Source organism: Novosphingobium sp. HNCC26DJ243 (assembly GCF_057180545.1).
Genome location: NZ_JBXUGN010000001.1, coordinates 1,252,012 through 1,271,725 on the forward strand (window position 1 = coordinate 1,252,012; position 19,714 = coordinate 1,271,725).

Consider the following 19,714-nt stretch of genomic DNA (forward strand, 5'->3'; position numbering starts at 1 on the left):
GGGCAGGAACGCGGCAATAGATGCGCGCCATGAACGCGACATCGCACCTCCGGCCGAATGATGCCCCTGCCGTTGAAGGCGTGGCCATCGACGGCGACGTTGCCATGCTGGTCGACCTGCTCAAACTTGCCACTTTCATCGGCGGTCCGATGCGCGAAGGTGTGGCTGATCCGATGGGCATCACCGCGACCGACCTGCGCATCGTGCTGGCGCTCGGCGGCGAAGGCGAGCTTGCCGGGCACGAGCTGTCCGAGATCATGGGCGTGGCGCCGATGAACGTGAGCCGCGCGATCACCGGCCTTGCCCAGCGTGGCCTGATTGAACCCGGCCTCGATCGATCGAACCGCAGGCGCAAGCCGGTGCGGCTGACGGCCGAAGGCGAACGGCTGTTCTCGGATACGATCCCGGCAATGGCGAAAGTCGGAGCGGATCTGTTCAAGGGCGTATCGCAGCGCGACCGTGAAGCGTTCCGTCGCGTCGCCGCGGCCGTGCTCGCCCGCATCGGGCGCTGGAGCGTCTGAGGCTTCGCAAGAACGTGCACCGGCGGACTTACCCGATCAGGGCCACTTCTTCTGTAGCGCGGTGAAATCGCCCACAGCAAACGCCTTGGCCAGCACCGGATGGGCGAAGCTCATCGCCACTTCCTGGCGATGCGGCCAGGTCTGGCGCACATCGGTTTCAGGCAGAAGACGATCAGGCCCGATCGGATTTTCGGGGAAGCAGGCCGCGGCAGGCTGGAGATGCGCGGTCGTCTTCGACCAGCCGATTTCGTAATCGGCCTGCCACTGCATCATGTAATCGAGGCGCTTGATCTTCCAGACGCCGTCTTCCTTGACGTAGTCGTTCTCGTAGATGCCGCTTTCCCAGAACTGCTGGGGCACGCCCTCGGGCTTTTCCGCCAGTACGTCGTCATGCCAGCCGCCTGCGAGAATGCCCCGGAAACGCCCCTTTGCGGTCTGCCCATCGGGCGCGATGGTGATCACATCCTGCAGCTGGAAGTGATCGAGCAGAAGCCCGTGGACCGGGCCGCGACGGCCACCGGTGAACAGGTTCTGGAACCACGTGCCATAAAGCCGCATCACCCCTTCGTAGCCGACGTATTCGCCCGAAAGGAACACGACCGCGCCATCCCTGGCGAAGAGCCCGGCCACTTCCTCGGGCCGGTTGTAGTCGATGTAGTAGCCATAGGCCCATTGCAGGCGACGGATGGCGTTGAGATCCTCAAGCTCGGTCACGCGGGCTTCAAGGGCGGCAAGGCGCGTAGCGACATCGGTCATGTTCGACTCTCCCAAGTCGGTGTCTTTGTGGCTGACACTAACAATTGATATGAATTAAGCCAGCAAAAAATGGGCCTGTCAGGGCACCTTGCGCAGGTCCTCCGGCGCGCTAGTCTGCGCGATGGACGGGCACGGAAGGATGGCTGGCGATGTGCGATGAAATGACCGAGGCCGAGAACGCCGCGTGGATGCGGACCCAGGGACTGAACCGCCGGGAATTTGCCGGAATGGGCGCAGGCGTGGCGGCGCTTTCCGTCCTGCCCGGATGCACCACGGCCAAGGACATGAGCGCGGCCACGGCCAGCCGGATGGTGACGATCGACACGCCAAACGGCAAGGCCGATGCTTTCTTCGTCCATCCCGCAAAGGGCAAGCACCCCGCCGTGATCATGTGGCCCGACATTGCAGGCCTGCGCGATGCCTACATGCAGATGGGTACGCGCATGGCAGCGGCGGGCTATGCCGTGCTGGTGGTGAACCAGTATTACCGGTCGAGCCCCGCGCCGATCCTGAATTCACTGATGGAATGGCGCGCACCGGCGGGTCAGGCCAAGCTCAAGCCGATGATCGCAGCTATTACGCCTGCAGGCACGATTTCCGACGCGGCGGCGTTCGTTGGATGGCTGGACGCGCAGAAGGAAGTCGACACGAAAAAGCGCATCGGCACTTGCGGCTATTGCATGGGCGGGCCGTTCACCGTGCGCACCGCCTTTGCCAACCCGGCGCGAATCGGCGCGGCAGCATCGTTCCACGGTGGCGGCCTTGTCGGCACCGATGCGGATGCGCCGAACAAGCTGATTGCCAGCACCAGAGCAGCCTATCTGATCGCTATCGCCCAGAACGATGACGAACGCGCGCCCGACGAAAAGAACGTGCTGCGCGCGGCGGCCGATGCGGCCGGGCGGCCTGCGGAGATCGAGGTCTATCCCGCACAACACGGCTGGTGCACCCTCGACGCGCCAATCTACGACCGCGAGCAGGCGGAAAAAGCCTGGGGCCGGATGCTGGCGCTGTTTGCGGCGAATTTGTGAGGGGTGGGGGCGGCTTTTGCGGTGTTTTGCGCAGAAGCTGCCAGTCCGGAGACGACAACTTTGCGGGCATAAGGTGGACCGCATAAGGATACAGAAATGTTTCGCAAAACCCTCCAAATTGCGTCCCTGTTTTTGACGTTAGGAACCAGCGCCGCATTCGCTGCTCCCACCAACGATCTATTTGAATATTACCCGTTTGCCAAAGATGAATTGACAAAATTCGTCGCATGCAGGGCATTTTATGCTTCTCAGCATTACAATGATCCCGAACCATCTTTGAAAATATCGGAAAAGTCTTCGAATGTATGCAAATTTGAGGCTGACGTTCTTCTTAAAAAAATTCAATCCTCTCCAGATCGATATGCATTTTTGAATCGAATTGACATATTGGTTGCCCGCAAGGTCGATCAAATACGACAGACGGGAATTCCTCAAGGCCCGGGGCCTGTATGGGCTAAATGCGTTACTGAAAAGGTGGATATGAATGAATTCGGAGCAGCAAAATCGCGTGACGCTGTGACTGTTGTCTTCGGCAGTGCGTATGCAGCCTGCCTCCCCGAAGAGCATACACTGTTGGATGTGCTCTCTTTGAGGACTAGCCGCTCTGAGGCTCTGAAAATATTGGAGCGCATGAAGCAAGAAATTGAAGATGGTCTGTATAAAACGCTACAAGCTCAAAGCCGTTAGACAGCGACGCCGACAGTTGCCCATGGTTTGTGGACAGTCCGCTCCCCACCCAAATCGCGCCATAGCGGCTTTTGGAGGCTCATACCAAAACCTGCCGTCACCCCGGGCTTGACCCGGGGTCCCGCTGCCTATTGACCGCCGCCACCAAGAACTTTTGGTGAGAAGAAAAGCGCTGTCGAGGATCAAGTCCGGGACGACGAAGGTTTGATCCAGACGCGATTGAGCCCCTCCCCCTCAAGGGGGAGGCCAGGTGGGGGTGTGCTGCACTGGCGTTGACGCGAGACTTCGCCCCGCTCCCCCACCCCTGCCCCTCCCCGCCGGGGAGGGGTGAAGCGAGAGGTCACGCCCCCCGCAGCATCTCCGCGTTGTCCTCGATCATCTGCCGCACCGAGCGCGCCTTGCGTCCGGTTAGGCTCTCCACATCACCGGTGCACAACTCCAGGAACCCCTCACGAATGGCCGCGCCGAAGGTGACCATGTCGTCGCTGTTCCACGGGATACCGGCGATGGACTGGTCATCGACCGGACGGCGCGGGATGCCCATGGCGTCGAACATGGCGTATTGGGCGTCGTCGTCGAGCGAGACGTATTCGAGCGGTTTGCCGGTCACTTCCGCCATCAGCGCAGTCACTTCGCGGAACGTCTGCAACTCCGGTCCGGTGATGTTATAGGTGCGGTTCTCGTGGCCCTCGCCGGTCAGCACGGCGACGGCGCTTTCTATGCAGTCGTCGCGCCAGACCATGGCCTCGCGGCCCTCGCCGGCGTTGGAGAACCACTTGCCGGTCTGCATCACGCCGGGGCCGGCCATGAGGATCATGGCGTCGGCATAGTGCGCGTCGCGCAGCATCGTCCACGCGCAGCCGCTGGCCTTCATCAGCGCTTCGGTCTCGATGTGATCGTGGCGGACCTCGGCAGGATTGGCGGGATCGTCGATGCCGATGAAGCTGGTGTAGATGATGTGCGCCACACCAGCAGCGGCGGCGGCATCGATTGCGGCCTTGTGCTGCTCCACGCGCGCGCCGACACGGGTGCCGGAGATGAGCAGCATCCGCTCAGCCCCCTGCACCGCTGCTGCCAGCGTTTCGGGCTTGTCGAAATCGCCGTAGCGCACGTCGCAGCCCTGCGCGGCACGGTTTGCGAGCTTTTCCGGCTTGCGCGTGATCAGGATCAGGTCGGCGGCGCGCCCTTGCGCAATCAGGCGATCGGTGACGCCGCGGCCATAGTTGCCCGAAGCACCGGTGATGACGATCCTGCCCATATCAGAGCGCGTCCAGCTGGGCTTGCGGCACCCACCAGCCGTGGACCTGTGGGCGCAGGCGCGTGGGAATGACGACCTTGGCAACCGCGCCGGCGGCGATGTTGCCGGCATCGACCACCCAAGCCTCATGGAGGAACTGGTTGTCGCCGATTTGCTGGTCCACGATGAACACCAGCCAGCCGTCCTTGGCGGGATCGGTGGCGGGGACGTGCACCGGCTCGTTGAACCCGGTCATCGGCGGCAGGGCGAGTGCGTTCGTCACCTGCGGCGCTGGCGTATCCATCCCGTCCAGCCGCAGAAGCATGTTGAAGCTGACGCCGACCGGCCCTGCGAACAGCGGCGGCCCTTGCAGCTGCGGGTTCATCGAGAGCATGAAGCCGGTCTTGTAGGGGCGGCCCTGCAGCTTGGCCGGGATCACCGGGAAATCGCCGGGAGGGCCGATGATCGTTTCAACCACTTCACCGCCATCGGCCCTGGGATCGACCGTCCAGCGGGTGAGCGCGCCGACCACGTCCTGCGGGCCCATGTGGATGCCCGAAGGCTCGCGGATAAAGGCGAAAGCGTTGGTGTTGTTGAGGCAGGCGTCGAAGTGGAGCATGCCGTCGGCATCCTCCCACGCGTTCATCATGTGGTACGAATGGCAGCCCTTGGGGCCCTTGAACCACCTGATTTCCGAAACATCGCCATAGCGCGGCATGACGCCGAGCCAGGAATCGAGTTCGGGCTGGTGATGCCAGTGTTCGCCGCCCGCCTTGAGCCGGTCGAGGTCCGAAGTGGTCGGGTAGATCGGGAACAGCGCATAGTTTTCGCTGATCGTGAAATCGTGCATCATCGCGCAGTAGGGCGCGTCAAACCACTGTTCCGACTTGAGCGTGCCGTCTGGCGCGACCACGCAATAAGCGACCTTGGTCGAGGCTTGGCCATCGGCTTCGTAGCCGTAGAAGAACAGCTCGCCCGTGGCAGCATCAATGCGGACATGCGCGGTCATCGTCTCGCTCTTCAGCGCGCCGCCGAAATCATAGGAGCCGATGGTTTCCAGCGTCCTGGGATCGACGCGATAGGGACGGCCATCTTCCTTGGCCATGAGCAAACGTCCGGCGTGCCAGACCGGCGTGGTGTTGGCCACTGTGCGGTCCGTGCCCTGCACCGAGGGATCATCGGTGAAGGGATTGCGATACTTGCCGAACAGCGCCTTGCCCGCGGCCTTTTCGGCCTTGTAGCGTGCAGTCTCGACGTATTTCTGCACAAAGTCCGCCGTGCCATCGCCGTTGAATGAGAGGCGGCTGACCATGCCGTCTCCCGAAAGGGTGTGGTCGGTTTCGAACATCGGCGCGAAGGCCGGATCGGGCACGGCGCGGTAGAAGCTGCCGCGCACTTCGGCCGGCAGATCGCCCTCGACCTTCAGCCCGTGCAGCTCCGGCTCTTCGCCTACCGGGGCGTTGGCGCCCGTGAAATAGATCGTCTGCGGAAAAGCGCCCATGACCTCAACCTCACCCTATCATTTGTTACTGTTCTTGTAGCGCGTCCCCGCGCAAGATCAAGCCCACCAGAAAGCTGTGGCGCGCATTTCGATACTGACGCGCGGCGGGGCATCGGCAGGGCAGTCGGGCAGGTCGAAAGCGACATGGGGCACGTGGTGGGCACGGGCGGGATCGCTGTCGTTGGTCTTGAACAGGACCGCCTCGTTGATCGTCATGCCCGGATACCAGTGCCAGCGATGGGCGGGATTGTGCGCGACGACCAGACCCTCGAACGACCACTCGGGCTTGCCGGCTTCGTCGAACACCGCGTCGGCCTCGATCAGGTCCTCAGACGCGATGCTGCGTGCATCGCAGAACGCCAGCGGCACGTCCTGCGGCGGCGGCGAGATCGCCCGCCAGACGTTGTAATGGGCGCAGCGCAAAAAGGGCCGCCCCCCGGCACCGCGCGAGGCGAACTGCGCGGCGGTGGGATCGGAAATGTCGATATGCGCAAAGCGCGCGGGCATCGAATTGTTGAGGCTGCCGGCCTTGCCCGACTTCTCCGAGAAACGCAGCAACCCCGGCGCACCGACGTGGACGAAGTCCGCTCCGGTCTGGGCCTGCACGAGATCCTCGATCTCGCGCATGTGCAGCTTTGCCACCTGCTCGCGATCCGCGAAATCGGTGACGGCGCTCTTGTGCGGCACGATCTGGAAGCCTTCGCGGTCAATGGTCGCGCCTGCCACGCGGGCATCGTGCATCGGCATCGGTTGCGGGGCTATGTCCACCTCGTCACGCTCGTGCGCATTGGCATAGTAGCGCGGGCGGGCAAATCTGCGCCCCGAATAGGCAATCAGCGCTTCCATCATGCTCTCCTGTAGCGGCCCGCTTTGGCGCGGGTCCTGCCGGTTCGCCTGGCCTTGCGTGGCACATGCCTTTCGACAGGCTCAGGACGGACGGGCTTCTTGTCTTCATCCACCAAACGAAAAGGCCCGCCGTTTCGGGCGGGCCTTGTCAGTTTCAGCCGGCGGCGAGCTGCTGTTCGAGTTCGCCGAGGACTCGGTAACAGTCGAGCACCTTGGCGACCGAACTGTTGGGTTCGCGGCCCTCGCGGATCGCGGCGATGAATTCGCGGTCCTGAAGTTCGATGCCGTTCATCGAGACGTCCACGTTTGAAACATCGATCGGCTCTTCCTTGCCGTTCACCAGATCGTCGTAACGCGCGATGTAGGTCGCGGTGTCGCCGATATAGCGGAAGAAGGTGCCCAGCGGGCCATCGTTGTTGAACGAGAGCGACAGCGTGCAGATCGCGCCGCTTTCGCTCTTGAGCTGGATCGACATGTCCATGGCGATGCCGAGTTCGGGATGGATCGGGCCCTCGACCGCGTTGGCCTTGACGATCTTGCCAGCCTGATAGGCGAACAGATCGACCGTGTGCGCGGCGTGGTGCCAGAGCAGGTGGTCGGTCCATGACCGCGCCTCGCCCTTGGCGTTCATGTTCTTGCGGCGGAAGAAGTAGGTCTGCACATCCATCTGCTGGATGTTGAATTCACCGCCCACGATCTTGTTGTGCACGTACTGGTGCGAAGGATTGAAGCGGCGGGTGTGGCCGACCATGCAGACCTTGCCGGTTTCTTGGGCCACGCGCAGCACTTCTTGCGAATCCGCCCAACTGTCGGCCAACGGGATTTCGACCTGCACGTGCTTGCCCGCCTTCATGCAGGCGATCGCCTGAGAGGCGTGCATCTGCGTGGGCGTGCACAGGATGACAGCGTCGACATCGTCCCGGGCAAGCGCTTCTTCAAGCTCGGTGCCCGAGTGCTTGGCGCCATACTTTTCAGCGACGGCCGCGGCCTGATCGGCGCGACGACTGATGATCGAGGTGATTTCGACGCCGTCGATGTTCTTGAGGCCGTCGAGGTGCTTTTCACCGAAGGCTCCCGCCCCGGCCAGTGCAATGCGCATTATGTGTCCTTTCCGCAGAAAAGGACCGGGCGACCGGTGAGGCCGCCCGGCAAGGGTGGATGGGGTTCGTCAGTCCGCCGGCTCGAGCACGATGTGCCCGATCGCGGTGTTGGAGCAGGGAATGTGATAATGGCGGTGAAGCGTGTTGACCTTCTTGCCCAGCGCGCCGCGCATGATCAGCCACATCACCATCTCGATGCCTTCCGAACCGGTCTCGCGCAGGTATTCGATGTGCGGGATGAAGCGGACGGCGTCATCGTCGGCCTCGAGCATGTCGAGGAACCTGTTGTCCCATTCCCGGTTCAGCAGGCCGGCGCGCGGGCCCTGAAGCTGGTGGCTCATGCCGCCGGTGCCCCAGATCTGCACGTTGAGGTCTTCGGGGAAGCTTTCGACCGCGCGGGCAATCGCCTCGCCCAGCGCCCAGCAGCGATTGCCCGATGGGACCGGGTAGGTCACGACGTTGACCGCGAGCGGCACTACCTTGACCGGCCACTTTTCGGGCTGGCCGAACATCATCGAGAGCGGCACGGTAAGACCGTGATCGACGTCCATCTCGTTGATGATGGTCATGTCGAAATCGTCGAGGATCAGGCTCTGCGCAATGTGCCAGGCAAGGTCGGCATGGCCTTCGACGTCGGGCACGGGGCGCGGGCCCCAGCCTTCGTCGGCCGACTTGTAGCTCTCGCCGCAACCGATCGCGAAGGTCGGGATGATGTTCGCGTCGAATGCCGAGGCATGATCGTTATAGACGAGGATGACGACGTCGGGTTTGGTCTCGGCCTCCCACTGCTTCGTCCAGTCGTAGCCGGCGAAGATCGGGCCGAAATAGTCGTCGCGGGTCTTGCCCTGGTCGACGGCTACGCCAAGCAGCGGCACGTGGCTCGATCCCACGCCTGCGGTAATGCGGGCCATGTCAGTAGCCTCCCTTGATGGATCGATTGCCGATGGCCGAGCGTCCGCCGTCCAACATCATCTGGCGGTATTCGGGCCAGGTCATGTCGGTCATCGTGCTGACCGCCTCGGCGAAGGGCAGTCCGTCGGACGAAAACAGCTTCGACAGGAAATAGACGTTGCCGCCAAGGTCCAGCAACTTGTTGTAATCGCGCGCCAGAAGGGCCTGTTTGGCATCTTCCGATATTTTCCACTCGTCGAGATAGGCGCGCTCATCCGCCTTGAACCGGTCACGGTTCTCGGCCTTCATCAGGCTCATCGCGAACTGGTTGATCCAGTAGCCCTTGCGGGCGCGGGCAGCAGTGTAGATCCGCGTGCCCGGGATGTCGTCCAGTTCGGCGAGATACTCATGGATGTTCTGCCTGGGCGTGGCGGGATTGTCGGTCACAGGCCCCTCTCCTTCAGCTTGGCATCGAGGCGCGGGAACACCCGGCGGGCGTTGCCCTCGAAGATTGCGTGGCGTTCGGCGTCCGTGATGTCGAGCGCATCGACGTAACGCTTTGTGTCGTCAAAATAGAAGCCGGTGGTGGGATCGATGCCGCGCACCGCGCCAACCATTTCCGAGCCGAACAGAATGTTCTTGTTCTCGATCACGTCGGCCAGCAGGTCGACGCCCGGCTGGTGATAAACGCAGGTATCGAAATAGACGTTGTTCATCAGGTGACCCGACAGGTCAGGCTTCTTGAGCATGTCGGCCAGCCCGCGATAGCGTCCCCAGTGATAGGGCACCGCGCCGCCGCCGTGCGGAATGATGAAGCGCAAGGTGGGGAAGCGGCTGAACAGGTCACCTTCAAGCAGTTGCATGAACGCGATGGTATCGGCCGCAATATAGTACCCACCGGTCGCGTGCATCGCCGGATTGCACGAACCAGAGACGTGGATCATCGCAGGCACGTCGAGCTCGACCATCTTCTCGTAGAAGGGGAACCAGAATTCGTCTGTGAGCGGCGGATGCTTGAAGTGGCCGCCGCCCGGATCGGGATTGAGATTGCAGCCGATGAAGCCCAGTTCGGTCACGCAGCGCTCAAGCTCGGCGATCGACGAGGTCATGTCGGCTTCGGGCGACTGCGGAAGCATGCAGACGCCGGCGAAGGTTTCGGGATAGAGACCAACGACGCGCGCAATCAGGTCGTTGCAGACCTGCGCCCACTTTACCGCGACCGACTGGTCGCCCACGTGAGGGGCCATGGCGGAGGCGCGCGGGGAGAAGATCGTCATGTCCGCGCCGCGCTCCTTGAGCAGGCGCAACTGGTTGCTTTCGATCGTCTCGCGGATTTCGTCGTCGGAAATCTCGGGATACGGCGGGCATTGGGTGCCGGCCTTGAATGCGGCCTTCTGCTTCTCGCGCCATTCGTCATGCGCCTTCGGCAGCACGGTGTAATGGCCGTGGCAGTCGATGATCATGGTCATGCGACTTCAGTCCTCTCTGGGTGGAAGGGAATGGTCTTTCCGGCTTGTTCGCGCTGACGCTGGACCGTGCCTGCGGTCATCACCGGCTCGATGCCGAGGCCGATGAGCGTCTTGGCGGACTCTTCCATCTCGGCGGCGCGGCGCAAGCCATGGGTGGTCATGCGTTCGACGTTGTATTCGGCCCGCTCGGCCCAGCCCTGCGTTTTCTCGCTGGCATCGAGGGAGGACAGGACTTCGTCGACGACGCCCGCCCTGGTGGCCGCCAGCATCATTTCCGCGGTGAGCGCCTCGATACCCTTGACCATGATCGAACGGATCATCTTGATCGCGCTGGCACGGCCGATTTCAGAGCCGACGATGCGTGTCTTCGCAAAGCCCGCCGCATTGAGCATCGCCTCGGCTTGGGCGGCGTGATCGCCCGATATCAGCAGAGGCACGTTCATGCGCGCAGGGTGTACCGGTGCAAGCACGGCGACATCGACGTAGCGCCCGCCCGCAGCCTCGATCGCGCGAGCAGCGGTGCGCTTGGTGTCGGGGGCAACCGAGTTCATGTCGCACCAGATCGCACCCGGCTTCAGCAGCGCAGCGTAATCCTGCGCGGCGGGCAGCGCGGAATCGGCGGTGACCAGGCTGAGCACGATGTCGGCATCGCAAAGCGCATCTTCGGCGGTGGCGCAGGCGACGACGCCCGCTTCTTCCATGACCATGCGGCGCGCAGGGTTCACGTCGAAAGCCAGCGCAGCCGCTTCCCAGCCGGCGGCCTTGGCAAAGGTGGACCCGGCCTCACCGAAGCCGATCAGGGCGATTGTGCTCTCCATGGGGCGGTGTCCTGCGTCGGCGGGCGGGCCGCCACAAATGCAAACATCGCCTGACCCATAAATTTATGCAAAGCCTTCAGCCGCCACCTCGCGCAGGAGTGCGACGAACGCCGCTTGCGGTGCGGTGGGCCGCCAGCCTTCGCGCGTGGTGATCCCGATGGTGCGGGCGACTGGCACCGGGGTGGGACGGGTGGCAAGAACGCCCGCCTGAAGCTCGACCGCAAGCTGCGCGGGCGAGAGCAGCGTCAGGGCATCGGACCCAAGCAGAAGCTGGCGCACAGTCAGGACCGAGCCGCATTCGATGGCGACATGGGGCGGCTCGGCGCCCGCACTGCGCATCATGTCTTCCCAGTAGTGACGCAGGGGCGTGTCGCGGGCGGGGAGTATCCAGGGGAAGCGGGCGAGCGTGGCACCATCCATCACGCTCGACAGCAGCGGATGGCCGGCGCGCATGACCAGCGCGGGCTGATCCTCGAACACGGGTTCCTGTGCCAGATCATCGAGCGTCACAGCTTCGCGCAACGCGCCCAGCATCATGTCGACCTCGCCATCGCGCAAGGGGCCGGAGAGTTCGGAATGACTGCCTTCGACCACGGCGACATCGACGCCGGGATGACTGCGGGTGAAGCGCAGGATCGTTTCGGGAAGCCAGCGCGCGCGGCTCAACGGCATGGCACCAACGACGATGCGGCCCGCCGCCTTGCCCTGCCAGGCGGCGACTTCGGCAAGGCCGCTGCGCAGTTCGGCCATGGCAAGGCCGAAGCCGCGCGCGCGACGCTCTCCGGCAGGGGTGAGCATGACCGAACGGCCCCGCCGGTCGACCAGCCGCTGGCCCAGTGCAACCGACAGGTCTGCCACGGCGCGGTGGAGAGAGGCCGACGACAGGCCGGTGGCCTCGGCCGCCACGGCATAGCTTCCCGCGCGCGCAAGGGCCAGGAAAGCGCGCAGTTGCGTGCCGGTGACGCGGGGGCTGCCGACTTGCACGATAGCGGCTTCGGCACGTGGGGCGAACAGCAGCGCGGGCTCTGTGGGGGTCATTCCCGATGGACCGCGCTCAAACAGGGTGCAGCCAAGGTCTGCCTCGAGCCGGGCGATCGCCTGCGTCAGCGCGGGCTGGGTCAGGTTTACAGCGCGCGCAGCGCGGGTAACGCTGCCATGGCGCACGGTGGCCGCGAAGGCGGCGATGTGGCGGACATTGATCGCGGCCTGGACCATGAGAGGTGACTTAGCATTTCCTTATGGCGGTGAGCAAACATTGCATTGGTGGCGCGGGCGCGGCGGTCGCATGGACAGCGGCATTCAGTTTCGAGGGAGCCTCAAGCATGTCGGGTATCGTCGTCCAGAACATCGAGCGTGCCGATCCTGCGGTGATCGATGGCCTTGCCGCATGCGGCGTTGCCACCGTGCACGAAGCGCAGGGCCGCACGGGTCTCCTCGCCAGCTACATGCGCCCGATCTATCGCGGCGCGCGCATTGCTGGCTCTGCCGTGACGATCAGCGCGGCTCCGGGCGACAACTGGATGGTCCACGTGGCGATCGAGCAGCTTCAGGCGGGCGATATCATGCTGCTCGCTCCCACCTCGCCTTGCGAGGACGGCTATTTCGGCGACCTTCTGGCCACCAGTGCGCAGGCGCGCGGCTGCCGGGGCCTGGTGATCGACGCGGGCGTGCGCGACGTGCGCGACCTGACCGAGATGAACTTCCCCGTCTGGTCCAAGGCGATCTATGCGCAAGGGACGGTCAAGAACACGCTCGGCAGCGTCAACGTTCCGGTGGTCTGCGCCAATGCGCTGGTCAATCCGGGCGACGTGATCGTCGCCGATGACGATGGCGTCTGCGTGGTCCCGCGCGAAAAGGCTGCCGAGGTGCTGGCTGCTGCACAGGCGCGCGAGGCCAACGAGGGCGAGAAGCGCCAGAAGCTCAGCCAGGGTGTCCTCGGGCTCGACATGTACAAGATGCGCGAACGCCTCGAAAAGGAAGGCCTCAAGTATGTCTGAGACGGGCGTCCCCACCGGCGTTCAGTGCATGTGGATGCGGGGTGGAACGTCCAAGGGCGGTTATTTCCTCAAGGACGATCTGCCCGCCGACAGCGCACAGCGCGATGCGTTTCTGCTCGCCATGATGGGCAGTCCTGATCCCGTCCAGATCGACGGGATGGGTGGCGCCGATCCGCTGACCAGCAAGGTTGCGGTCGTGTCGAAATCGGCGCGCGAGGGGATCGATGTCGATTACCTGTTCCTGCAGGTTTTCGTCGATCAGGCCATCGTCACCGACGCCCAGAACTGCGGCAACATCCTTGCAGGCGTCGGCCCCTTTGCCATCGAGCGCGGGCTGGTGGAAGCGAGCGGCGATGAGACGCGTGTTGCGATCTACATGGAGAATACGGGCCAGGTTGCCGTAGCCACGGTCAGTACGCCGAGCGGCAAGGTGACTTACCAGGGCGATGCGAAAATCGACGGCGTTCCCGGAAGCCATGCCGCGGTTCCGCTGGAATTTCGCGACACGGCAGGGTCTTCGTGCGGGGCATTGCTGCCCACCGGCAACGCGGTGGACGTGGTCAATGGCGTGGCGGTGACGCTGATCGACAACGGCATGCCATGCGTGGTGATGAAGGCCGAGGACGTCGGGATTACCGGCTACGAGGACCGCGACTGGCTGGACAATGCGGCCGATCTGAAGGCCAAGATAGAAGCGATCCGCCTGATCGTCGGGCCGATGATGAACCTCGGCGACGTCAAGGAAAAGTCAGTCCCCAAGATGATGCTCGTCTCCCCGCCCAGACAGGGTGGCGCGGTAACCGTGCGCAGCTTCATCCCCCATCGCGCCCATGCCACGATCGGCGTGCTTGGCGCAGTGAGCGTGGCGACTGCCTGCCTGATCGAAGGCTCGCCAGCTGCCGAAGTGGCGCAGATCCCCGATGGTTCACGCAAGCTGCTGTCGGTCGAGCATCCGACCGGTGAAATGAGCTGCGTGCTGGACGTGGACGACCAGGGCGAAGTCCGCACCGCCGCCCTCCTGCGCACCGCGCGCAAGCTGATGGATGGAGTTGTATTCGCATGACCGACCAGAACCGCATCGTCAGCTGGCATGCCAACCCGTCGAAGCCGCGCTACGTGCCGCCGGCTGGCGCGGTCGATGCGCATTGCCATGTCTTCGGGCCGATGGCCCAGTTCCCGTTTTCGGCCAAGGCCAAGTACCTGCCGCAGGACGCAGGGCCGGATATGCTGTTTGCACTGCGCGATCATCTGGGCTTCGACAGGAATGTAATCGTTCAGGCAAGCTGCCACGGCACTGATAACGGTGCGACGCTTGATGCCATCGCAAAGTCGAACGGAAAGGCGCGCGGCGTGGCCGTGGTCGATCCGGCAATCTCCGAGGCAGAGCTTCATGCACTGCACGAAGGCGGCATCCGCGGCATCCGCTTCAACTTTCTCAAGCGCCTTGTCGACAACGCGCCCAAGGACAAGTTCCTCGAAGTCGCGCAGCGCCTGCCCAAGGGCTGGCACGTTGTGATCTATTTCGAGGCCGAAATTCTCGAGGAACTGCGCCCGTTCATGGACGCCATCCCGGTGCCGCTGGTGATCGACCACATGGGCCGTCCCGATGTGCGCCAAGGGCCGGACGGCGCGGACATGAAAGCCTTCCGCGCTTTCCTGAACAGTCGCGAGGACATCTGGTTCAAGGCCACCTGCCCCGACCGGCTTGACGCGATCAAGGAAGGCGGCGCGGGCGATCCGTGGAACGCCTTTGCCGATGCCGTCGCCCCGCTCGTCGCCGACTATCAGGACCGCGTGCTCTGGGGTACCGACTGGCCGCACCCGAACATGGACACCGAGATTCCCGATGACGGGCATCTGGTCGACATGATCCCGCGCATCGCGCCGACCGAGGAACTGCAGCGCAAGCTGCTCATCGACAATCCGATGCGGCTCTACTGGGCGGATTGATCGCGAAAACTGCGGAAGGTGATCGACCAGCGCCGCTGTTCGACCGGCGTTATCGAGTGCTCCCATTCCCAGCGAGCAGGACCGTCGAGGCCATAGGCAGCGCGGGGCGCAAGCGGCACTGTCCGGCGATCGAACCCGCCATCCGCGCGGCGACGTCGCAGACGCAGGACTTCCGGCGCGCCGAGCGACAGCCCGAGTATCCTGCCATATTGCGGACGGTCGCGATGCCAGCCGATGCCGGCGCCCGGATCGTAGCGGAGCACCAGCGCCTGGACGAGATCGCTGGCCGGAAGGCCCGCCCACTGCGCCATCCGGTCGCGCAGGGGTAGCAACCAATCGGGCATGGTCGGCGCAGGAATCACCCGACCGCGCGTGTAATCGTAGTCGCTGCCGAATGCCGCGAACAACCGGCGGCCTTCCCAGCCCTGATACTGGAACGGCTGGAGCGCGCACGCGTCGATACGGGCTGCGAGAGTGGATTCCTCTGCGGGCTCGATCAGGTCGGGACAGGCGGACAGGCCCGGCACAAGTTGTGGGGCGTCGCCGAACAGGTCTGGCTGCAGCAGGCTCATTGCGGCAATATGGGCACGATGAGACAGTCTGCCACAGAAATCGTCATCGCAACGCCAGGCCAGGGACTGCACGAGATCTCGCGCGAGGTTTGCCGGTGGGTCGAGGCGCAAGGCTTCGTCACGGGGCTGCTTACGGTGTTCTGCCGCCACACGTCAGCCTCGCTTGCGATTCAGGAAAACGCGGCAGACGAGGTGCGCGGCGACGTGGTCCGATGGCTCGACCGGATGGCCCCCGAAAGCGCCGCCTATGCGCACGACGACGAAGGGCCCGATGACATGCCCGCCCACCTCAAGGCGATCCTGACCGGGGTCAGCCTCTCGATCCCGGTGGCCGGCGGGCGAGCGGTTCTGGGCACCTGGCAGGGCATCTACCTGTGCGAGCATCGCGATGCTCCGCACCGGCGACGGATCGCGCTGCATCTTATCGGAGATTGAACCGGTGTTTACCACGGGAGCACGCAGCCTTGCTGCGCTTCCGGACTGTTGCGCGGATGCACGTACATTCGATTGGTTAACGCCGCAGTTGCTTGTGTGCGGAGCAATACGAACCTGCAACCTTACCGAAGTTTGGCCTCCCCAAGGCTAGGACCGGCATCAAGCCGATCGTCCTTCGGGGAGCAATGATGTTCAAGTTCAACATATCAGCCAAGTTCGTTGCAGCCTTCACCCTGCTGCTGGCTGTAATGGGAGGCATGGGGGCCTTTGCGATCTCCGAGATCGGCAAGGTCAATGCCATTGCCGCAGAACAGCGCGATCGTTCGATGCCTGCCGCGGCAGCATTGGGCGATGTTCACGCCTACACTTCGCAGTATCGGCTGAAGCAGGACGAGATGTTCTCGGCACCATCGCCCGAGGCGATGCAGCGCAGCGAGAAGCTGCTCAGAAATGCGCGCGCGGCTATCGAGGGGAGCCTGAGCGACTACGACAAGCTTGCTACTTCGCCCGAACAGAAAGCCGGCGTTACGGCAGTGCGTGCAAACTGGAGCACCTTCATCCAGCAGGATGAACAGATGCAGAAACTGGCGCTGTCCGGAAACTCCGCCGCGGCGCAGGCCCTCCACGATGGCGAAGGACTCGACTTCTTCTATGCGCTGGAGGACTCCATCCTGTCCGCGCTTGAAGCCAACAAGAAGGCATCGGACGCGGTGGCATCGCAGAGCGACGCGATCTACGCCTCGGCTCGCAAGTTCATGATCGGTGCGATCGTCTTCGGGCTTACTGTCGCACTCTGCCTGCTCATCTACCTGATGCGCAACATCGCCAAGCCGCTGACGCGCATGTCGGATCTGGTGGCGCGCCTCATTTCCGGCGATCACGCGGTGGTCGTGCCGGGGACCGGCCGGCAGGACGAACTGGGCAGCCTTGCCCGCGCACTCGACCAGTTCCGTGACGTCTTTGCATCCGATCACGCCCGTGCAGACGCCGAGAAGGCCCGCGCCCGCGAGACGCAAGTGACCATCGATGCGATCGGTGAAGGACTGACGGCCCTGGCCGAGGGCAATCTCACGCACCGTGTGGCCGAGAACGGCAGCGGCGCTCTGGCCAAGCTACACGTCGATTACAACGCCGCCGTGGCCGAACTCGAACGCGTGCTCGCCAAGATTGCGGACGGTTGCCACACCATCAAGCTCGGCACCGACGAGATCGCCAGCGCTGCCACCGATCTTTCGCTGCGCACCGAACAGCAGGCCAATTCTCTGGCCGAAACTTCGCGCACGCTCAACGAGTTCACCTCCTCGGTGAAGACCACAGCCGAAAATGCCAAGCAGACAAGCTCGCGGCTTACCGTTGCGCGCAATACTGCCGAGACCGTGGGCGATACCGCCGATCGGGCGGTCGCCGCCATGCGCAGCATAGAGAGCAGCTCGCGTCAGATGGCCGAGATCGTCAACGTGATCGATGGCATCGCCTTCCAGACCAATCTGCTGGCGCTCAACGCCGGGGTCGAGGCGGCGCGCGCCGGTGACGCGGGGAAGGGCTTTGCCGTCGTTGCCACCGAAGTGCGGGCGCTGGCACAGCGGTCTTCCGATGCGGCCAAGTCGATCCGCGAACTGATCGGCAAGAGCACGGACGAGGTCAGCAGTGGCGTGTCGCTGGTGGAATCGAGCGGCGATGCCTTGCGCCAGATCGTGGCCGAAGTGAGCGCCGTGTCCGCGCTGGTCGAGGAAATCGCAGATGCAGCGGGCCAGCAGGCCTCCGGCATCGCGGACATCTCCTCCATGGTCGGGTCGATGGATGCATTTACCCAGCAGAACGCGGCGATGGTGGAGGAAAGCTCTGCCGGTACGCGCAATCTCGCGACCGAGACCGTGTCGCTGGTCGATCAACTTGGACGCTTCCGGTTGGGGTCGACGGGCCTTCCCGCGCCGCTTGCAGCGCCGGTCCGCCAAATGCCCGAACCTTTGGAGCCCGCTTCAAGGCCAGTTGCCTCGCAGTTTGAACCAAGGTTCGAGACCCGCCCTGCGCCGCGACCGCTACCGGTCCATGGCAATGCCGCGCTCGCGCCCGAGGACGACTGGTCCGAGTTCTGAAACCCTGCTCGCAACGTTCCCCCCGAAAACGCAAAAATCACCCATCGCAAGGATTGACGCCATGAAACTGACTGCAAAGTTCGCCCTCGGCCTGACCGCTCTGGCCATTACGACGAGCACTGCGTTCGCCCAATCGGCCGATTGGCAGCGCCAGGTATCGCGGATCATCGCCTCCAAGCAGACCTACCCGCGCTCGGCCCAGATGCGTGGCGAGGAAGGCACGGCGCGGGTCAAGGTCTTCGTCGGCGCCGGCGGCTCCATCGAGCGCACCGAACTGGTCGCGCCGTCGGGTTCGACCGTGCTCGACAAGGAAGCGCTGGCCATGCCGACGCGTGCAGGATCTGTCCCGCCGCCGCCGGGCGGTGCCACCGCTATCGTCGTGCCGGTGACCTGGAAACTGCTCTGAACTGATTTCTTACCCCCCGTCGGCTCCTCTCCCTTGCCGGCGACACGAATGGGGCGGCCCCTTGATCGGGACCGCCCCCTTTTTGTCTTAGCGGACCACCTCGCCACCCTTCATCACGTGAGCGACGCTTTCGAGGGCGGTGATATCGGCCAGCGGATCGCCGGACACCGCGATCAAGTCGGCATAGTGGCCGGGCGAGAGCGCGCCGACGTCCTTGCTCTTTCCGAGAAGTTCGGCGCTGACGGTAGTGGCAGACTGGATCGCCTGCATCGGGGTCATGCCGTAGCGCACCATGTATTTGAACTGGCGCGCATTGAGCCCATGCGGGAAAACGCCAGCATCGGTGCCGTAGCTCAGGCGTACGCCGGCCTTGACCGCCTTGCGGAAGCCCTGCCGCTGTGCCTCGGTCGTCTCATCGTTCTTGCGCAGCATGTCAGCGGGCCAGCCATCGCGTTTCCCGACATCGGCGATGAAGTCCCCGTTGTAGATGTCCATATCCAGCCACACGCCCTTGGCCTTGGCGAGCGCGATGCCTTCATCATCGATCAGGCTGGCATGTTCGATAGCGCGCACGCCTGCATTGATCGCCTGCCGGATGCCCGCCGCGCCGTGGGCGTGGGCGGTGACCCATGATCCGCGCTGTCCGGCGACTTCGACCGCGGCCCTGATCATATCGGGCGTCAGTTCGATCTGGCCGGGCTCGGTGCCCTGTGCAAGCACCGCTCCGGTCGCGATGAGCTTGATCGAATCCGCGCCGTTCTGGAACAGGGCATTGACCTTGCGCGTGGTGTCCTCCGCATTGGTGACGACGCCTGCGCGCATGTCCGCGGGTACGGCCACATCAGGCGCGAAGCCGGTGACCTCACCCCCACCCCCGGGGATGGTGACATAGGCTCCGACTGCGCTGACGCGCGGGCCGATCACGTCGCCGCGCTCGATCGCGTTGCGCAATTCGACATCGGCATATGCGCGGAACGAACCGACATCGTGGACCGTGGTGAAACCCGCCATCAGCGTCCTGCGGGCGTTGCGCGCGCCGATGTAGGCGATTTCCATGGCCGAATGGAGCAGCGGTTCGGCAACGTTGCTCGACTGTTCGACGTCGGCCAGATGGACATGGCAATCGATCAGGCCAGGCAGGACGGTGTAGGCCGACCAGTCCACGATTTTCGCGCCTTGGGGAAGCGGGCCGTCAGGCAGGATCGCAGCGACGCGCCCTTGTTCTACGCGCAAGGTCTGCGCGGTGAGGATGCGGGCGGTTTCGGGGTCGATCAACCTGCCCGCCCGAACGTAGACCGTTTCGGCCTGGACGGCGGCGGGGATCAAGGCGAGGAGTGGGAGCAGGTTGCGCAGCATAGGCGCAGTCTAGCGCCATTGCTGGCCCCGGATAGCGTGTTTTTG

At 63.9% G+C, this 19,714-nt stretch carries 21 protein-coding genes; 9 read left to right on the plus strand and 12 right to left on the minus strand.

The window, feature by feature from the left end:
* Nucleotides 1-29 precede the first annotated feature (29 nt).
* Nucleotides 30-521 carry a MarR family winged helix-turn-helix transcriptional regulator gene (locus AC2A04_RS06025; RefSeq protein ID WP_484211381.1) on the plus strand — a complete coding sequence of 164 codons (492 nt, stop codon included), beginning with the start codon at nt 30-32 and terminating at the stop codon, nt 519-521.
* Nucleotides 522-557: 36 nt separating this feature from the next.
* Here AC2A04_RS06025 and AC2A04_RS06030 read toward each other — a convergent pair whose 3' ends face one another.
* Nucleotides 558-1,277 (minus strand): nuclear transport factor 2 family protein, encoded by a 720-nt coding sequence (locus AC2A04_RS06030; protein ID WP_484211382.1) that lies wholly within the window; start codon nt 1,275-1,277, stop codon nt 558-560.
* Nucleotides 1,278-1,426: 149 nt separating this feature from the next.
* Here AC2A04_RS06030 and AC2A04_RS06035 point away from each other — a divergent pair, with 149 nt between their 5' ends.
* On the plus strand, nt 1,427-2,308 hold the full coding sequence (locus tag AC2A04_RS06035) for a dienelactone hydrolase family protein (protein ID WP_484211383.1): 882 nt from the start codon (nt 1,427-1,429) through the stop codon (nt 2,306-2,308).
* 96 nt (nt 2,309-2,404) lie between these two features.
* Nucleotides 2,405-2,995, plus strand: a complete 591-nt coding sequence (locus AC2A04_RS06040) for a hypothetical protein (protein ID WP_484211384.1) — start codon at nt 2,405-2,407, stop codon at nt 2,993-2,995.
* 340 nt (nt 2,996-3,335) lie between these two features.
* On the opposite strand, the gene AC2A04_RS06045 is transcribed toward AC2A04_RS06040, so the two are convergent.
* The 9 genes from AC2A04_RS06045 to ligR all read right to left on the minus strand — a co-directional run bounded on the left by AC2A04_RS06045 (nt 3,336) and on the right by ligR (nt 12,072).
* Entirely contained in the window at nt 3,336-4,253 is a 918-nt protein-coding gene (locus tag AC2A04_RS06045; protein WP_484211385.1) for an NAD(P)H-binding protein, read from the minus strand.
* Nucleotide 4,254: 1 nt separating this feature from the next.
* Entirely contained in the window at nt 4,255-5,733 is a 1,479-nt protein-coding gene (nov2, locus tag AC2A04_RS06050; protein WP_484211386.1) for a lignostilbene-alpha,beta-dioxygenase NOV2, read from the minus strand.
* A gap of 57 nt (nt 5,734-5,790) precedes the next feature.
* Nucleotides 5,791-6,579 (minus strand): CmcJ/NvfI family oxidoreductase, encoded by a 789-nt coding sequence (locus AC2A04_RS06055; RefSeq protein WP_484211387.1) that lies wholly within the window; start codon nt 6,577-6,579, stop codon nt 5,791-5,793.
* Nucleotides 6,580-6,733: 154 nt separating this feature from the next.
* Nucleotides 6,734-7,678, minus strand: coding sequence for a Gfo/Idh/MocA family oxidoreductase (locus AC2A04_RS06060; RefSeq protein ID WP_484211388.1), 945 nt, complete (start codon nt 7,676-7,678; stop codon nt 6,734-6,736).
* 69 nt (nt 7,679-7,747) lie between these two features.
* Nucleotides 7,748-8,590 carry a class III extradiol dioxygenase subunit beta gene (locus AC2A04_RS06065; RefSeq protein ID WP_484211389.1) on the minus strand — a complete coding sequence of 281 codons (843 nt, stop codon included), beginning with the start codon at nt 8,588-8,590 and terminating at the stop codon, nt 7,748-7,750.
* Nucleotide 8,591: 1 nt separating this feature from the next.
* Nucleotides 8,592-9,017, minus strand: coding sequence for a protocatechuate 4,5-dioxygenase subunit alpha (gene ligA, locus AC2A04_RS06070; RefSeq protein ID WP_484211390.1), 426 nt, complete (start codon nt 9,015-9,017; stop codon nt 8,592-8,594).
* Nucleotides 9,014-10,039: an amidohydrolase family protein gene (locus tag AC2A04_RS06075; protein WP_484211391.1), complete on the minus strand. Its 1,026-nt coding sequence runs from the start codon at nt 10,037-10,039 to the stop codon at nt 9,014-9,016. The genes ligA and AC2A04_RS06075 overlap by 4 nt, the downstream gene beginning before the upstream one ends.
* On the minus strand, nt 10,036-10,857 hold the full coding sequence (locus AC2A04_RS06080) for an NAD(P)-dependent oxidoreductase (protein WP_484211392.1): 822 nt from the start codon (nt 10,855-10,857) through the stop codon (nt 10,036-10,038). The genes AC2A04_RS06075 and AC2A04_RS06080 overlap by 4 nt, the downstream gene beginning before the upstream one ends.
* Before the next feature lie 63 nt (nt 10,858-10,920).
* A complete protein-coding gene (gene ligR / locus AC2A04_RS06085) occupies nt 10,921-12,072 on the minus strand; it encodes an aromatic metabolism transcription factor LigR (protein WP_484211393.1) in 1,152 nt (383 codons plus the stop codon).
* Between the two features lie 107 nt (nt 12,073-12,179).
* Between ligR and ligK the strand changes: the two genes are divergently transcribed.
* Genes ligK through AC2A04_RS06100 form a run of 3 tightly spaced genes read left to right on the plus strand, consistent with a single transcriptional unit; the run spans nt 12,180 to nt 14,804 of the window.
* Nucleotides 12,180-12,854 (plus strand): 4-carboxy-4-hydroxy-2-oxoadipate aldolase/oxaloacetate decarboxylase, encoded by a 675-nt coding sequence (ligK, locus tag AC2A04_RS06090; RefSeq protein ID WP_484211394.1) that lies wholly within the window; start codon nt 12,180-12,182, stop codon nt 12,852-12,854.
* Nucleotides 12,847-13,917 carry a 4-oxalomesaconate tautomerase gene (locus AC2A04_RS06095; protein WP_484211395.1) on the plus strand — a complete coding sequence of 357 codons (1,071 nt, stop codon included), beginning with the start codon at nt 12,847-12,849 and terminating at the stop codon, nt 13,915-13,917. The genes ligK and AC2A04_RS06095 overlap by 8 nt, the downstream gene beginning before the upstream one ends.
* The gene (locus AC2A04_RS06100) at nt 13,914-14,804 is read left to right on the plus strand and encodes an amidohydrolase family protein (protein WP_484211396.1); all 891 of its coding nucleotides are present in this window, start codon (nt 13,914-13,916) and stop codon (nt 14,802-14,804) included. Before AC2A04_RS06095 ends, AC2A04_RS06100 begins: the two co-directional genes overlap by 4 nt.
* Here AC2A04_RS06100 and AC2A04_RS06105 read toward each other — a convergent pair.
* Nucleotides 14,789-15,376, minus strand: a complete 588-nt coding sequence (locus tag AC2A04_RS06105; RefSeq protein WP_484211397.1) for an alpha-ketoglutarate-dependent dioxygenase AlkB — start codon at nt 15,374-15,376, stop codon at nt 14,789-14,791. The genes AC2A04_RS06100 and AC2A04_RS06105 overlap by 16 nt on opposite strands.
* An 18-nt stretch (nt 15,377-15,394) precedes the next feature.
* On the opposite strand from AC2A04_RS06105, the gene AC2A04_RS06110 reads away from it, so the two are divergent.
* From AC2A04_RS06110 to AC2A04_RS06120, 3 genes are all read left to right on the plus strand, one after another.
* A complete protein-coding gene (locus AC2A04_RS06110; protein WP_484211398.1) occupies nt 15,395-15,811 on the plus strand; it encodes a secondary thiamine-phosphate synthase enzyme YjbQ in 417 nt (138 codons plus the stop codon).
* Between the two features lie 185 nt (nt 15,812-15,996).
* Entirely contained in the window at nt 15,997-17,907 is a 1,911-nt protein-coding gene (locus AC2A04_RS06115; RefSeq protein WP_484211399.1) for a methyl-accepting chemotaxis protein, read from the plus strand.
* 61 nt (nt 17,908-17,968) lie between these two features.
* Nucleotides 17,969-18,313 (plus strand): energy transducer TonB, encoded by a 345-nt coding sequence (locus AC2A04_RS06120; protein WP_484211400.1) that lies wholly within the window; start codon nt 17,969-17,971, stop codon nt 18,311-18,313.
* A gap of 87 nt (nt 18,314-18,400) precedes the next feature.
* On the opposite strand, the gene AC2A04_RS06125 is transcribed toward AC2A04_RS06120, so the two are convergent.
* A complete protein-coding gene (locus AC2A04_RS06125; protein ID WP_484211401.1) occupies nt 18,401-19,669 on the minus strand; it encodes a Xaa-Pro dipeptidase in 1,269 nt (422 codons plus the stop codon).
* Between the last annotated feature and the right edge of the window lie 45 nt (nt 19,670-19,714).

Excerpts from the sequence above, each read along its gene's own strand:
- AC2A04_RS06115 (WP_484211399.1), top strand. The coding sequence starts at position 15,997 with ATGATGTTCAAGTTCAACATATCAGCCAAGTTCGTTGCAGCCTTCACC.
- ligR (WP_484211393.1), bottom strand. The coding sequence starts at position 12,072 with ATGGTCCAGGCCGCGATCAATGTCCGCCACATCGCCGCCTTCGCGGCC.
- AC2A04_RS06125 (WP_484211401.1), bottom strand. The coding sequence starts at position 19,669 with ATGCTGCGCAACCTGCTCCCACTCCTCGCCTTGATCCCCGCCGCCGTC.
- AC2A04_RS06030 (WP_484211382.1), bottom strand. The coding sequence starts at position 1,277 with ATGACCGATGTCGCTACGCGCCTTGCCGCCCTTGAAGCCCGCGTGACC.
- nov2 (WP_484211386.1), bottom strand. The coding sequence starts at position 5,733 with ATGGGCGCTTTTCCGCAGACGATCTATTTCACGGGCGCCAACGCCCCG.
- AC2A04_RS06065 (WP_484211389.1), bottom strand. The coding sequence starts at position 8,590 with ATGGCCCGCATTACCGCAGGCGTGGGATCGAGCCACGTGCCGCTGCTT.
- AC2A04_RS06045 (WP_484211385.1), bottom strand. The coding sequence starts at position 4,253 with ATGGGCAGGATCGTCATCACCGGTGCTTCGGGCAACTATGGCCGCGGC.
- AC2A04_RS06120 (WP_484211400.1), top strand. The coding sequence starts at position 17,969 with ATGAAACTGACTGCAAAGTTCGCCCTCGGCCTGACCGCTCTGGCCATT.
- AC2A04_RS06105 (WP_484211397.1), bottom strand. The coding sequence starts at position 15,376 with ATGAGCCTGCTGCAGCCAGACCTGTTCGGCGACGCCCCACAACTTGTG.
- AC2A04_RS06025 (WP_484211381.1), top strand. The coding sequence starts at position 30 with ATGAACGCGACATCGCACCTCCGGCCGAATGATGCCCCTGCCGTTGAA.
- AC2A04_RS06110 (WP_484211398.1), top strand. The coding sequence starts at position 15,395 with ATGAGACAGTCTGCCACAGAAATCGTCATCGCAACGCCAGGCCAGGGA.
- AC2A04_RS06035 (WP_484211383.1), top strand. The coding sequence starts at position 1,427 with ATGTGCGATGAAATGACCGAGGCCGAGAACGCCGCGTGGATGCGGACC.
- AC2A04_RS06095 (WP_484211395.1), top strand. The coding sequence starts at position 12,847 with ATGTCTGAGACGGGCGTCCCCACCGGCGTTCAGTGCATGTGGATGCGG.
- AC2A04_RS06055 (WP_484211387.1), bottom strand. The coding sequence starts at position 6,579 with ATGGAAGCGCTGATTGCCTATTCGGGGCGCAGATTTGCCCGCCCGCGC.
- AC2A04_RS06040 (WP_484211384.1), top strand. The coding sequence starts at position 2,405 with ATGTTTCGCAAAACCCTCCAAATTGCGTCCCTGTTTTTGACGTTAGGA.
- AC2A04_RS06080 (WP_484211392.1), bottom strand. The coding sequence starts at position 10,857 with ATGGAGAGCACAATCGCCCTGATCGGCTTCGGTGAGGCCGGGTCCACC.
- AC2A04_RS06100 (WP_484211396.1), top strand. The coding sequence starts at position 13,914 with ATGACCGACCAGAACCGCATCGTCAGCTGGCATGCCAACCCGTCGAAG.
- ligK (WP_484211394.1), top strand. The coding sequence starts at position 12,180 with ATGTCGGGTATCGTCGTCCAGAACATCGAGCGTGCCGATCCTGCGGTG.
- AC2A04_RS06075 (WP_484211391.1), bottom strand. The coding sequence starts at position 10,039 with ATGACCATGATCATCGACTGCCACGGCCATTACACCGTGCTGCCGAAG.
- AC2A04_RS06060 (WP_484211388.1), bottom strand. The coding sequence starts at position 7,678 with ATGCGCATTGCACTGGCCGGGGCGGGAGCCTTCGGTGAAAAGCACCTC.